Consider the following 12,357-nt stretch of genomic DNA (forward strand, 5'->3'; position numbering starts at 1 on the left):
GATCGAGGCGGAGGGATTGGACCGATTCCCCTCCGTCATCGGCGACGCGTGCAGGCCCCTCCCGTACGCCTTGGTCGTCGCCCAGCGGGACGAGGCGTGGAACACCTTCTTCCGGGACGAGCGAGGTCTCGTCGAGGAGCAGAGCGTCCGCACGTACGCGGACGAGAACGCGGCATGCGAGGACTTTCTCGCGTTGCTGCGCAGCGAGATCCGCATCAAGAAGCTCCGCCAGGAGATCCTGGCCCGCGACGCGCTGGTCGCGCGCACCCTGGCCGCCCTCCGAACCCAGGTCGACGCCGGCGGACTCGGCCACCTGAATGCCGTCATCGGGGACGCCTCGACGCAGAAGCCCTTCGCGCTCGTCCTCGCTCGACGGGACGAGGTGTGGAGCACCTACTTCCTCGACGAGCGAGGCCTCGTCGAGGAACAGAGCATCCGCACCTACGACCACGTCGAGGCAGCCGCAGCCGACTTCCTCCGGTTGCTGGGCAACCTGGCCCGCATCGAAGAGATCGATGCCGAGCTGGCCGCCCGACGGCAGGCACAGCGTCCTCAGTGATCTCTCGGCGGCGTTCAAGCTGGGTTTGAGGTACGAAACGCTGGTCAGAGGTACATTCGTGTCGTCAACGAGCCGGGGCCACGGGGTCCCGGGTCACACCGATCAACCGAAAGGGGACTCTTCATCATGGCCATGTCTTTCGATCCTTTCACCGAGCTCGACCGCCTCACCGGGGCTCTCACGGGCATGCGACAGGGGCCCAGGGTCATGCCGGTCGACCTCTATCGCGACGGCGACCGCTACGTGCTCAACGCCGACATGCCGGGCATCGATCCGGGGTCGGTCGACGTCGACGTCGACGGTCAGCTGCTGACCATCCGGGCCAACCGCACGCCCGACACCCGTGACGGCGTCAAGTGGCTCGCGCAGGAGCGGCCGCACGGCTCGTACCTCCGCCAGTTCAGCGTGGGCGAGGGCATCGATTCGAGCCGCATCACGGCCCACTACGACAACGGCGTGCTGTCGCTGGTCATCCCGGTCAGCGAGAGGGCGAAGCCGCGCAAGATCGAGGTCGTCTCGGGCCAGGCGCACGAGACCGTCGACGCGATCGACGCGTCGCCGGCCCGCGACACGACGAGCTGACCCCTCAGGCGGTCTGGTCGTCGACCCCGGCCACGCCGTCGGCCCCACCACCCCGTCACGATCCGTCGTGGCGGGGTGGTCCCCGTTCCGGCGACGCCGGCGCTCGACCGCTCCGCCGTCGGTCGCGGGCGTGCACACACCGGGCCGGCACGCGAGTACTGTGCGGTGCCCCGGTCGGCCGTGTCACCCGGCACCTGACCGTTGCCTCCGCACGTGGGCGAAGCCGACCCGCGCCTCCTACCGTTCACGGCAGGGCACGACGCCGACACGGCGTCGCCCGACAATTCTGAACACCGTCAGCAAGGAGTGCACCATGGCACAGGCCATCGAGACCATCGACGTCAACGTCCCCGTCAGCGTCGCCTACAACCAGTGGACCCAGTTCGAGTCGTTCCCGAAGTTCCTCGACGAGGTCGAGTCCATCACCCAGACCACCCCCACCCTCACGGTGTGGAAGGTCAAGGTCGGACCGGTCGAGAAGACCTTCGAGGCCGAGATCACCGAGCAGCACCCCGACGAGCGCGTCGCCTGGAACAGCACGGGCGGCGAGGTCGACCACGCCGGCGTCATCACGTTCCACAAGCTGAGCGACGACGTGACGCGCCTCACGGTGCAGATCGACTGGACCCCCGAGGGCTTCCTCGAGAAGGTCGGCAACACGCTCGGCGCCGACAACCACGCCATCAAGAAGGACCTCAAGAACTTCAAGGAGTTCATCGAGCGCGAGGGCAACGTCGACGGCGCCTGGCGCGGAGACGTCCAGGCCTGAGTCCCGGCTCCACCCGACGAGGCCCCCGGTCGGCTCCTGTTCGCAGGACGCCCACCGGGGGCCTCGTCCGCGTCAGCCGCCGAAGCCGAACGAGTGCAGCCCGTGCTCCTCGCTCAGTCGGCGGCTCCACTCGGCACCGCGGACGCTCGTCCCCTGCTCGTCGATGGGCGGGCTGAACACCGCCGCACCCAGCCGGTTCGGCGCGGACAGGACGATCGCCCCCGAGACGCTCGACTTCGCGGGCACCCCGACGCCGCGCATCCAGCGGCCCGACCCGTCGTAGACGCCGCAGGTCGCCATGACCGACACCACGTCACGGGCGACGCGGGCGTCCACGACCTGTTCGCCCGTCACCGGGTTCCGGCCGCCGAACGCGAGCGTCGCGCCCATCACGGCCAGCGCCTCGCTGTCGACCAGTACCGAGCAGGCCCGGGCGTACAGAGCGACCGCGTCGTCGGCCGTGTGCTCGAGGCTGCCCTCGGACCGCATCAGGTGGGCCAGCGCGTGGTTGCGGTCGCCGTGCAGCTGCTCGGACTCGCTGACCTCGCGGTCGTAGTCGAGCTCGCGCCCCGCGAAGGCCCCGAGGCCCGCCAGGATGCGCGTCGTGCGGGCGTCGCAGGTGTCGCCGTCGACCAGGGCGGCCGTGAGCAGGGCTCCGGCGTTGACCATCGGGTTCGGCGGTCGGCCGGTGCCGCCCTCGAGCTTGATCGCGTCGAACGCCTCGCCGGTCGGCTCGATGCCGACCGCGTCGAGGGCCGCTCCGCCGGTGTCGGCGAGGGCGAGCGCGAAGAGGAACGGCTTCACCGCCGACTGGATCGAGAACGCGTGGCCCGAGTCGCCGGACGCGACCACCTCGCCGGTGGACCGCACCACGGCGACCCCGAAAAGCTCGGGGTCGGCCTCGGCGAGCTGGGGGATGCTGTCGTCCACCGCGCCTCCTCGGGTCGGGAGGACGGAGGCGCGCAGGGCCTCCAGGGACGCGGCGTCGGACGACGGGATGGGGGACGGCATCGTTCCACCCTGACAGGCCGTGGCCCGTGCGTCCGGGCCTGCAGGAGGCAACGGGGGCCCGGGGTGGGGTACAAGGATCACGCCGGGCCCTCGGAGTCAACCCCTCCCGTTGTCAGGTCGCGTGTCTAACGTGCACCTCGTCGGGTCGCATCGGGGCGGCCCGCGAGAAGGGGCGACCATGCTGAACGACGGTGGGGGACGCCGGTCGGGCACGGCCTGGCCGGGACGGGGCCCGCTCGCCAGTGCCCTCGACCTGAGGCTCGACGTGATCGGCCGTGGCCGCTGGCGCATCGTCGACGTGCGGCGGTCGGAGCGCGGAGCCCCGGTGGTCATCGGATCGGTCGCCCAGACCGAGGCGGGCTACGAGCTCACCCTCGCCGCGACCCCCGGTCGCCGCCTCTGGTGCACCGACCTCTCGAGCGCCCTCGACACCGTCGTGCGGGCCTCCTGGAACCGTCGCTGACCCGAGGAGGCGCGGCTCCCGTCGGTCAGGACGCCCGGCGCACCAGCGCGGCCGGCCGCCACCAGGCGACGCTCCGCCAGGCCCACTCGACCGGGCCGTAGACGAACCGGGCGAGCCAGAGGCGGCTCAGCACGGACTGCACGGCGATCAGGGCGACGCTGATCGCCAGCCCCGGGACGACGCTCGTCAGGTGTCCGAAGTCGACCACGAGGGCGAGACCTGCCACGACGATCGCCGCGACGACGTAGTTGGTCAGCGCCATGCGGCCCAGCGGCTCGAACACGGCGGCGACGACGCGGCGGGCGGGGGTGCGCCAGAGCAGGGCGAGGGCGGTGGCGTAGGCGACGGCCATGACCAGCCCGGCGATGCCGCCCGGCGTCGAGAAGCGCGGGTCGCCCGGGGTCGTGGCCTGCCAGAGCAGGGCCGGCACCGTGAGCACCGCGGCCGCGGCGAAGACGAGCACCACGCCGCGCCCGGCCGACTCGAGCACGCGGGGCAGACCGTACGCCGCGGCTGCGGCACCGAGCAGCATGAGGCCGGGGGTCGAGGCGAGGCCGCCACCGGTCAGGGCGTAGGCCGCGACGGTCAGCGCGGCACCGAGGGTCAGGGTCGCCCAGCGCGGGGCGAAGACGACGATCGGCAGCACCACGAGGCCGACGACGCCGTACTCGAGGAGCACGTTGCCGGGGTAGACGAGCATGAGCAGCCCGCCGATCGCGACGAGCCCGACCAGGCGGCGCACCATGACGAGTCCGGGCCGGGGAGCGCGCGCCCGGGCACCGGCGAGCACGAACCAGAGGCTCATGCCGAAGAGGAACACGAAGATCGGCACGAACCGGGTCTGCACCGTGAGGTACAGCAGGTCGCGCGCCGGGTCGTCGACCGGGCCGGCGTTCTCGATCGCCAGGTCGATGCCGAGGCGGGTGATGTCGAGCGTGTTGACCAGCAGGATGCCGAACAGCGCGAAGCCGCGCAGCGAGTCGACGAACCTCCAGCGGGTGCCGGTGGTGGGTGGGGAGTCGACGGCGGGCGCAGCGGAGGTCATGTGCCCAGCCAAGCCGACCCGCGCCTCCCGGTCGTCCCCCGTGGTGATGGTGAGCCTCCGTCTGAAGTATCAGATGTGGGTCAGGCGAGCGCCCACTCGGCGCGGAACTCGTCGCAGGTGAGCCGGTCGAGGTCCGCCTCGATCTCGACCTTGGACTCGTCGGCGCCGGTGAGGCCCTGGGGCGGCAGACGGTGGATCTCGCGACCGGTCGAGCGCTCGCGGACCACGACGTCGAAGCCCGGCCACTCGCCCTCGAACGAGCCGAGGAAGAACCCGACGACGACCGAGACGAGCCATCGCCCGGCGACGAGTGGCCTCGGCCGCCGGGTCGTGACGATCTCGGCCTGCCACACCGAGGAGGCGCGGGGCACGTCGTCGGGACCGGTCACCGGGGGCATGCCCCGAGGCTAACGGCGGGACCGTGCGGGCCGCCTCCGTCGCCCGGGTGACCCGGTGCCGTCGGGTGGGTCAGGAGGCGCGGCTCGTCACGGCCACGCGGGCGGGCGTGAACGAGATGCGCACCGACGACCCCGGCTCGCGCCGTTCGTCGGCCCGGTGGTCCAGCACGAGCAGCGTCTCGCGGTCCACGCGCACGCGGGTGCGGCACACGGCCCCCAGGAACGACACCGACTCGACGACGCCCGCGAGCCCGCCCTGCGCGACGAACGACACGTCCTCTGGACGCACGTACGCCCAGACCGGTCCCTCGGCCGGCGTCCCCACGACCGGCACCTCGGGGCAGCCCGCCAGCCGCACGAGCCCGCCGATGACCTCGCCGGAGACCCGGTTGCTCGTCCCGACGAACTCGGCCACGAACGCCGTCGCGGGGGCCGAGTAGAGCTCTTCGGGCGTTCCCACCTGCTCGATCGACCCGGCGCGCATGACGGCGACGCGGTCGGCGACGGCGAGGGCCTCCTCCTGGTCGTGGGTGACGAACAGCGTGGTGATCGACAGCTCGCGCTGGATGCGCCGGATCTCGTCCCGCAGCTGCACCCGCACCTTGGCGTCGAGGGCGCTGAGCGGCTCGTCGAGCAACAGCACGCGGGGCCGCGTGACCAGCGCCCGGGCCAGCGCGACGCGCTGCTGCTGTCCGCCCGAGAGCTGGTGGGCGTAGCGCTCGCCGAGGTCGCCGAGCCCGACCAGGTCGAGCATCTCGCCCGCTCGGGTGGCGCGGGCGGCCTTGTCGACCCGACGCATGCGCAGCCCGAACTCCACGTTCTGCCGCACGGTCAGGTGCGGGAACAGCGAGTACGCCTGGAACACCATGCCGACGTCGCGGCGGTGCGTCGGCACGCCGACCACGTCGCGGCCGTCGATCGTGATGCTGCCGCCCGTGACGTCCTCGAGCCCGGCGAGGCTGCGCAGCGCGGTGGTCTTGCCGCAGCCCGAGGGGCCGAGCACGGCGACGAGCTCGCCGGGCTGCAGCTCGAGGTCGAGCCCGGTCAGCGCCCGGTGCCCGGCGAACTGCTTCGTCACGTCGTGGAACGCGACGGCGGCGCCCGCGCCGGCGGCCGTCGGACTCGTGACGGAGGGGCGGGGGAGCGTGGCGGTCACGAGAGGGCCTTCCGGGTGGGGATCGGGCGGGCGGCCCCGAGGGCTCCGACCCGCCCGATCACGAGCAGCAGCACGAAGGCGAAGGCCAACGAGATCAGGGCGAGGACGACGGCGGCGTAGGGGTCGGAACGGGACACCTGCACCAGGGCGGTCTGCAGGTTCACGCGGTTGAGCAGCGAGGCGATGGTGAACTCGCCGAGCACCACGGCCACGGTGATGAACGCCGCCGCGAGCAGCCCCCGGCGGAGGCTCGGCACGACGACGAGGGCCATCGTGCGCGGCCAGCTCGAGCCGAGCGTGCGCGCGGCCTCGGTCAGCGTGCGGAGGTCGGTGGCCGCGAGGTCGGACTGCACCGCACGGTAGGCGTAGGGCAGCACCGTGACGCCGTACGCGAGCGCGAGCGTCCAGGCGCCCGAACCGGCCACCCGCGAGACGACCGAGTAGACCGGCGCCAGCCCGACCACGAGCACGATCGCGGGCACCGTGATCGGCACGAGGCAGACGAACTCGAGGGGCCGCACGAGGCGCGGGTGGCGCAGGTGCACGAGCACCATCGCCGGCACCAGCAGCACGAGCACGAGCAGGGCCGAGACGACGGCGAGCAGCAGCGAGTTCGTGACCCCCTCGACGAGGTTGCGGTACATCCGCTCGTTCTCGGGGTCGACGATCGCCAGCCAGTGGTTCAGGTCGTGACCCGTGCCGTCGGCGCTGCGCAGCGAGAACGCGACCATCGCCGCGATCGGCACCGCGAAGAGGGCCCCCACGACGACCAGGGCGGTGCGGCGCGCGACCGTGCCCGCGCCTCCTGCGCTCGTCGACCGCGGAGCGCTCGTCGTCCGGGGCGTGCGCGTCGTGCGCGTCGGCTCCGTCGTCCGGGCGCTCATCGCTGCCACCGCTCGGTGCGGCGCTGCAGCAGCGAGTAACCCGTCATCAGCACGGCCATGACGACGACCATGCCGAGCGCGAGCGCGCCGGCGACGTTCTCGCGGCCGAGCACCGTCTCGCTGATCAGTGCGGCGCGGATCTGCAGCGGCACGATCTGGGCGCCCTGGCTGATCAGGGCGGCGGCGGTCGCGTACGACGAGAAGGCGTTGGCGAAGAGCAGCAGCAGGCTGCCGACGAACGCCGGGGCGAGCACCGGGACGACCACGCGGACGAGGTGCTGCCACCGGGTGCCGCCGAGCGTGGCCACGGCCTCGCTCCACTGCGGGCGGAGGCCGCTGACGGCGGGCATGAAGGTGATCACCATGAGGGGCACCTGGAAGTACAGGTAGGGCAGCAGGAGCCCGGGCACCTGGTAGAACCAGACCCCGTCCGCGTAGAGGTCGACGCCGGCGACGTCGATCAGCAACCGCGTGACGACGCCCTGGATGCCGATCGTCGCGATGAAGGCGAACGCCAGCATGACGCCGCCGAACTGGGCGAGCACGCTCGACGCGGCGTCGATGGCGTTGCGGACGGCTCCGTCGGGGCGCAGCGAGGTGAGGCCCCAGCAGACGACGGCACCGACGACGGCCCCGGCCACGGCGGTGACGGCCGAGACGGCGGCCGAACTGGCGAAGGCCCGGACGATCAGCGGGTCGCCGAGCGCGGCCAGGTTGTCGAGGGTGAGGGCGCCGTCGCCGTCGACGAAGCCCGTCCCGAGCGCGAGCAGGCACGGCACGATCAAGAAGGCGAGCACCCAGACGGCGAACGGGGTCAGCCCCCACCAGGCCGCCGGACGGCGCCGACCCCGGGAGGGGCCGACGCCGTCGGAGGACGAGGAGGCGCGGGTCGGCAGGCCGCCGCCGTCCCCCTCGTGCGCCGACCGCACATCGGCGGTCGCGTCCGCCGCGCGGGTCGACGTCGTCACCATCAGCCGATCGCCGTGGCCCAGGTGTCGGCCAGGACCTTCGAGGCGGCCTCGGTCTGCTCCGCCGTGAACTGGACGGTGTCGGAGGGCTGCTCGCCGACCTTCTCGAGGGCGTCCTGGTCGACGGTGCCGGCCTCGGTCATCGCCGCGAGGCGCACGGGGTAGGCGCCGGCCGCGAGGTACAGGTTCTGCGCGTCGTCGCCCAGGACGTACTCCTGCCACAGGCGGGCCGCGGCGGGGTGCGGGGCGTCGACGTTGATCGCCTGGTTGTAGTAACTGCCGAGGGCGGTTCCGGGCAGGACGGCCGTCTTCCAGTCGCGTCCGCCGGCGTCAGCCGCGGCGGCCAGGTTGTTGTAGCTCCAGTCGAAGACGACCGGGGTCTCGCCCGAGGCGATCGTCGCCGGGGTGGGGTCGGTGGGCAGGAAGTTGCCGGCATCGGCCAGCTGCGAGAACCAGTCGACGCCCGTGCTGACGTCGTCGGCGCTGCCGCCGGACTGCAGCGCGGCCCACTCGACGGCCGCGGCGGCGGCACCGGCCTGGGTCGGGTCGCCGTTGATCGCGACCTTGCCCTCGTAGTCCGAGCCGAGCAGGTCGTCGAGGCTCTCGGGGGCCGGCACGGCGTCGGCGTCGTAGCCGACCGACATCAGGCCGGTGTAGTCGTAGACCCATCTGCCGTCAGCGTCCTTGTGGTCGTCGGCGATGTCGTCCCAGGTCGACACCTCGTACGGCGCGAACTGGTCGAGGTTGGCGAGCGTCACGGCCGAGCCGAGGTCGAACACGTCGGGGGCGGTGTCCTGCCCCTTCAGGTTCTGGGCGGCGGTGATCTCCTCGGCGCTCGAGACGTCGGGGCTGTCCGAGTTGACGGTGATGTCGTACTTCTCCTCGAACCCGTCGATGATCTTGCCGTAGTTCGCCCAGGTGTCGGGCAGGGCGATCACGTTGAGCTCGCCCTCGGCCTGCGCGGCGCTGACCAGGGCGTCCATGCCGCCGAAGTCCTCGGCGCTGGTGGCGGTGGCGGCGTCGGTGCCGTTCGCCGCGCCTCCCGAGCTGTCGGCGTCGGCGCTCGCCGAGCAGCCGGTCAGGGCGAGGGCGGCGATGCCGAGGGTGGCGGCCGAGACGAGCAGGCGCTTGTCGATCATGCGGTGGAGTCCTTCGGGTGCGGGGCCGGGGTTCGCCGGGGACGGCGACGGGGGACCGGACGGCCCGCTGGGCACGCTAAGGAGGCGCGACGACGTCCCGGGGGAGGCCGCGTGAACGAGGGGCGAACAGGTGGTGGCGGGGTGGGCGGGCCGACGGGGGCGTCGCCGCACGGACAGTCGGCGACGAGTGGGCAGAAGATGCTGCTCGTCACCGCGGGAGGAGCATCTTCTGCCCACTCGACGAGCGGTGGGGAGGAGAGGAGAGGGCGGGGGTCGAGGGGGCGGGCGGGGCCGGCCGGGTCAGCGGGCGGCGGCGACGGCGGTGAGGGCGACCTCGGCCGCGGCGGCGACGAGGGCGTCGTCGTACGTCGCGGCGGGGTCGTTGCGCGTGGTGAGCACCGAGATCACCACGGGGTCGCCCGACGGGGGGACGACGATCGCGACGTCGTTGCGGATGCCGCCCGCGCCTCCTGACTTGTCGGCGACCTGCCAGCCGTCGGGAGCGCCGGCACGGATCAGGGTGTCGCCGGTCGCGTTGCCCGACATCCACTCGAGCAGGGTGGCGCGGTCGTCGGCGGCGAGCCAGTCGCCGTCGGTGATGCGGGCGAGGGTGGCGGTGAAGGCGGCGGGCGTGGTCGTGTCGGCCGTGCTGCCCGGGGTGAGCCGGTTGAGCTCGGGCTCGCCGTGGACGACGTCGGTCACGTCGTCGCCCTGCGCGGCGAGGGCGGCGTCGAGCCCGGCCGGGCCGCCGAGCTCGGCGAGCACGAGGTTCAGTGCCGTGTTGTCGCTCTGCCGGACGGCCGCCTCGGCGAGCTGCCGCAGCGGGAGCCCGTCGGCGACGTGCTCGCTGGTCAGCGGCGAGTACCCCGCGGCGTCGACCTCGGCCTGGGTCCAGGTGACGACGCGGTCGAGGTCGGCGTCGTCGGTCGCGTCGAGCAGGGCCGCCGCGGCGAACGCCTTGAGGCTCGACGCGTACCCGAAGCGTTCGTCGGCGCGGTGGTCGAGGGTCGCGCCCGAGCCGGTGTCGAGCACGGAGAGGCCGACGCGCGCGTCGTACCTGGTCTCGAGGTCGGTCAGCGCGGCCTCGACCTCGGGGGTCGCGAGGTCGGGCGCCGCGATCGGGCTGGGCAGGGGGACCGGCGTGGCGGTCGGGCTCGGGGCGGGTGCCGACGCCCCGGGCGTCGAGCAGCCGGTCAGCGCGAGGCCCAGGCCCAGGGCGGTGGCCGTCAGGAGGGTCGTCGTCTTCGTCGTCCGGGAGGTCATCGGTCCAGTCTCGCCGACGCCCCGGAGGCGCGGGTCGGCTCGACGTCGAGAGGTCGGGTTGCGGCACCGGGGTGAGGTTAGGCTAACCTAAGCGCGTGACCACCGACCTGCCCCTCGCGGCCACCGCACCCGCCTCGGCCACCCTCCGTGCCGACGACGTCTCGGTCGCCTACGACGGCGTCGACGTCATCCGCGGAGCCCGCCTCGAGCTGCGCCCCGGCTGCGTCACCGCCCTCGTCGGCCCGAACGGCAGCGGCAAGTCGACCCTGCTGCGCACCCTCGCCCGGCTGCAGAAGCCGCGCACGGGCTCGCTGACCCTCGCCGCGCCTCCTGCGGGGGTCGAGTGGTCCGAGAACGTCGTCCGCGCGCCCGGGAAGGACGATTCGCGACCACTCGACCGCGCGAGCGCGAGCGAGGGCCCGGGCGACGAGACGGTCGACGGGTTCGAGCTGTCGCTGCGGCAGTTCGCGCGGCGCGTGGCGCTGTTGACGCAGGGGCGCCCGACCCCCGGTGGCCTCAGCGTGCGCGACGTCGTCGAGTTCGGCCGCTACCCGCACCGCGGCCGCTGGGGGCGCTCCGACCCGGACGGCCCCGCCGCCGTCGACCGCGCGCTCGGACTCACCGGTGTCGCCGACCTCGCCGACCGAGGCGTCGACCAGCTCTCGGGCGGTCAGCTGCAGCGCGTCTGGCTGGCCAGCTGCCTCGCGCAGGACACCGGGGTGCTGCTGCTCGACGAGCCCACCACCTACCTCGACCTGCGCTACCAGGTCGAGCTGCTCGACCTCGTGCGCGACCTGGCCGACTCGGGCCGCATCGCGGTCGGAGTCGTCCTGCACGACCTCGACCAGGCCGCCGCGCTCGCCGACCGCATCGTCGTGCTGAGCGAAGGCCGCATCGTCGCCGAGGGCGACCCCGGGGACGTGCTGACACCGCGCCTCCTGACCGACGTCTGGGGCATCCGCATCGACGTCGACACCGACCCCACCACCGGCCACCTGCGCACCCGCGCGATCGGCCGACACCACACCCGGGCCGAGACGCCCGTCCGATGAGAGAGACACCACCCGTGACCCAGCGCCTGATGACGACGCCCCGCCACACCCCGACCACCGGCGGCCCCGCCCGCCGCCCCGCCCGCCGACTGCTGACGGTCACCGCCGTCGCCGCGGCCGCGGCCCTGACCCTCGCCGGCTGCGGCACCACCGAGTCGGCCGACGCCGGCTCGACCTCGGGCAGCGGCGAGCAGATCACCCTGACCGACGGCACGGGGGCCGAGATCACCCTCGACGGTCCCGCGACGAAGGTCGTCGGCACCGAGTGGAACGTCGTCGAGGACCTCGTCGCCCTCGGCGTCGAACCCGTGGGCGTCGCCGACGTGAAGGGGTACAACGAGTGGGACGCCGCCGTGCCGCTCACCAACGAGCCGACCGACATCGGCACCCGCGGCGAGCCGAGCCTCGACACCGTCGCGTCGCTCGCACCCGACCTGATCGTCGCGACCGACGGCCTGAGCGCCGACGCCGTCGAGCAGCTGAAGGAGATCGCTCCCGTGCTGCAGATCACCTCGGCCGACGCCTCGCGCCAGATCGAGCACAGCATGGACAACCTCGACCTCATCGCCAAGGCGACCGGCACCGAGGAGAAGGCGACCGAGGTGAAGAAGGAGTTCACCGACGCCGTCGAGGCGGGCAAGCAGGCCCTCGCCGACGCCGGTCTCGCCGGTCAGCCCTTCGCCTTCGCCGACGCCTACGTCGACGCCGGCCAGGTCAGCATCCGCCCTTACGCCAAGGGCTCGCTCGTGTCCGACGTCACCGAGGAGCTCGGCCTGACGAACGCCTGGACCGTCGAGGGCGACGAGGCGTACGGCCTCGCCACGACCGACGTCGAGGGCCTCACGCAGCTGCCGGCCGACGTGCAGTTCCTCTACATCGACAACACCGCCGCCGGTGCCGACGACCCGTTCGCGGTGTCGCTCGCCTCGAACGCCGTCTGGACGTCGCTGCCGTTCGTGCAGTCCGGTGACGTGCACCGTCTCGACGACGGCATCTGGATGTTCGGCGGCCCCGCCGCGATGACCGCCTACGTCGACTCGCTGGTGTCGACCCTGACGAAGTAACCGG

At 73.0% G+C, this 12,357-nt stretch carries 14 protein-coding genes; 6 read left to right on the forward strand and 8 right to left on the reverse strand.

The annotated features are described in order from the left end of the window. The first annotated feature begins 16 nt into the window (after positions 1–16). The 3 genes from HQQ78_RS14395 to HQQ78_RS14405 all read left to right on the forward strand — a co-directional run bounded on the left by HQQ78_RS14395 (position 17) and on the right by HQQ78_RS14405 (position 1,910). On the forward strand, positions 17–559 hold the full coding sequence (locus tag HQQ78_RS14395) for a hypothetical protein (protein ID WP_173154325.1): 543 nt from the start codon (positions 17–19) through the stop codon (positions 557–559). A gap of 126 nt (positions 560–685) precedes the next feature. Next, complete coding sequence (locus tag HQQ78_RS14400; protein WP_056044415.1) at positions 686–1,141, forward strand: Hsp20/alpha crystallin family protein; 456 nt, start codon at positions 686–688, stop codon at positions 1,139–1,141. A gap of 313 nt (positions 1,142–1,454) precedes the next feature. Continuing rightward, on the forward strand, positions 1,455–1,910 hold the full coding sequence (locus HQQ78_RS14405; protein ID WP_056044418.1) for an SRPBCC family protein: 456 nt from the start codon (positions 1,455–1,457) through the stop codon (positions 1,908–1,910). A gap of 72 nt (positions 1,911–1,982) precedes the next feature. Here HQQ78_RS14405 and glsA read toward each other — a convergent pair whose 3' ends face one another. Then, positions 1,983–2,921, reverse strand: a complete 939-nt coding sequence (gene glsA / locus HQQ78_RS14410) for a glutaminase A (RefSeq protein WP_123571000.1) — start codon at positions 2,919–2,921, stop codon at positions 1,983–1,985. Positions 2,922–3,099: 178 nt separating this feature from the next. Between glsA and HQQ78_RS14415 the strand changes: the two genes are divergently transcribed. Further along, positions 3,100–3,384: a hypothetical protein gene (locus HQQ78_RS14415; RefSeq protein ID WP_056044422.1), complete on the forward strand. Its 285-nt coding sequence runs from the start codon at positions 3,100–3,102 to the stop codon at positions 3,382–3,384. Between the two features lie 25 nt (positions 3,385–3,409). Here HQQ78_RS14415 and HQQ78_RS14420 read toward each other — a convergent pair whose 3' ends face one another. The 7 genes from HQQ78_RS14420 to bla all read right to left on the reverse strand — a co-directional run bounded on the left by HQQ78_RS14420 (position 3,410) and on the right by bla (position 10,237). Beyond that, positions 3,410–4,429, reverse strand: a complete 1,020-nt coding sequence (locus HQQ78_RS14420) for a DUF418 domain-containing protein (protein WP_173154327.1) — start codon at positions 4,427–4,429, stop codon at positions 3,410–3,412. An 80-nt stretch (positions 4,430–4,509) separates the two neighbouring features. Then, a complete protein-coding gene (locus HQQ78_RS14425) occupies positions 4,510–4,827 on the reverse strand; it encodes a hypothetical protein (protein WP_173154330.1) in 318 nt (105 codons plus the stop codon). 70 nt (positions 4,828–4,897) lie between these two features. Next, positions 4,898–5,983, reverse strand: coding sequence for an ABC transporter ATP-binding protein (locus HQQ78_RS14430; protein ID WP_173154333.1), 1,086 nt, complete (start codon positions 5,981–5,983; stop codon positions 4,898–4,900). Beyond that, the gene (locus HQQ78_RS14435) at positions 5,980–6,867 is read right to left on the reverse strand and encodes an ABC transporter permease subunit (protein ID WP_173154335.1); all 888 of its coding nucleotides are present in this window, start codon (positions 6,865–6,867) and stop codon (positions 5,980–5,982) included. Before HQQ78_RS14435 ends, HQQ78_RS14430 begins: the two co-directional genes overlap by 4 nt. Then, on the reverse strand, positions 6,864–7,838 hold the full coding sequence (locus HQQ78_RS14440; RefSeq protein ID WP_173154337.1) for an ABC transporter permease subunit: 975 nt from the start codon (positions 7,836–7,838) through the stop codon (positions 6,864–6,866). Before HQQ78_RS14440 ends, HQQ78_RS14435 begins: the two co-directional genes overlap by 4 nt. Next, positions 7,838–8,974: an ABC transporter substrate-binding protein gene (locus HQQ78_RS14445; RefSeq protein ID WP_173154340.1), complete on the reverse strand. Its 1,137-nt coding sequence runs from the start codon at positions 8,972–8,974 to the stop codon at positions 7,838–7,840. Before HQQ78_RS14445 ends, HQQ78_RS14440 begins: the two co-directional genes overlap by 1 nt. A 300-nt stretch (positions 8,975–9,274) precedes the next feature. Then, on the reverse strand, positions 9,275–10,237 hold the full coding sequence (bla, locus tag HQQ78_RS14450; protein ID WP_173154343.1) for a class A beta-lactamase: 963 nt from the start codon (positions 10,235–10,237) through the stop codon (positions 9,275–9,277). A gap of 95 nt (positions 10,238–10,332) precedes the next feature. Here bla and HQQ78_RS14455 point away from each other — a divergent pair, with 95 nt between their 5' ends. Both HQQ78_RS14455 and HQQ78_RS14460 read left to right on the forward strand, forming a co-directional pair. Beyond that, entirely contained in the window at positions 10,333–11,289 is a 957-nt protein-coding gene (locus HQQ78_RS14455; RefSeq protein ID WP_371740420.1) for an ABC transporter ATP-binding protein, read from the forward strand. Positions 11,290–11,303: 14 nt separating this feature from the next. Then, positions 11,304–12,353, forward strand: a complete 1,050-nt coding sequence (locus HQQ78_RS14460) for an iron-siderophore ABC transporter substrate-binding protein (RefSeq protein WP_304437902.1) — start codon at positions 11,304–11,306, stop codon at positions 12,351–12,353. The last annotated feature ends 4 nt before the right edge of the window (positions 12,354–12,357 follow it).

The organism is Frigoribacterium sp. VKM Ac-2859, from assembly GCF_013204925.1.
In the GTDB taxonomy this organism is placed as follows: Bacteria; Actinomycetota; Actinomycetes; order Actinomycetales; family Microbacteriaceae; genus Frigoribacterium.

Excerpts from the sequence above, each read along its gene's own strand:
- HQQ78_RS14400 (WP_056044415.1), top strand. The coding sequence starts at position 686 with ATGGCCATGTCTTTCGATCCTTTCACCGAGCTCGACCGCCTCACCGGG.
- HQQ78_RS14405 (WP_056044418.1), top strand. The coding sequence starts at position 1,455 with ATGGCACAGGCCATCGAGACCATCGACGTCAACGTCCCCGTCAGCGTC.
- glsA (WP_123571000.1), bottom strand. The coding sequence starts at position 2,921 with ATGCCGTCCCCCATCCCGTCGTCCGACGCCGCGTCCCTGGAGGCCCTG.
- HQQ78_RS14415 (WP_056044422.1), top strand. The coding sequence starts at position 3,100 with ATGCTGAACGACGGTGGGGGACGCCGGTCGGGCACGGCCTGGCCGGGA.
- HQQ78_RS14420 (WP_173154327.1), bottom strand. The coding sequence starts at position 4,429 with ATGACCTCCGCTGCGCCCGCCGTCGACTCCCCACCCACCACCGGCACC.
- HQQ78_RS14425 (WP_173154330.1), bottom strand. The coding sequence starts at position 4,827 with ATGCCCCCGGTGACCGGTCCCGACGACGTGCCCCGCGCCTCCTCGGTG.
- HQQ78_RS14435 (WP_173154335.1), bottom strand. The coding sequence starts at position 6,867 with ATGAGCGCCCGGACGACGGAGCCGACGCGCACGACGCGCACGCCCCGG.
- HQQ78_RS14440 (WP_173154337.1), bottom strand. The coding sequence starts at position 7,838 with ATGGTGACGACGTCGACCCGCGCGGCGGACGCGACCGCCGATGTGCGG.
- HQQ78_RS14445 (WP_173154340.1), bottom strand. The coding sequence starts at position 8,974 with ATGATCGACAAGCGCCTGCTCGTCTCGGCCGCCACCCTCGGCATCGCC.
- bla (WP_173154343.1), bottom strand. The coding sequence starts at position 10,237 with ATGACCTCCCGGACGACGAAGACGACGACCCTCCTGACGGCCACCGCC.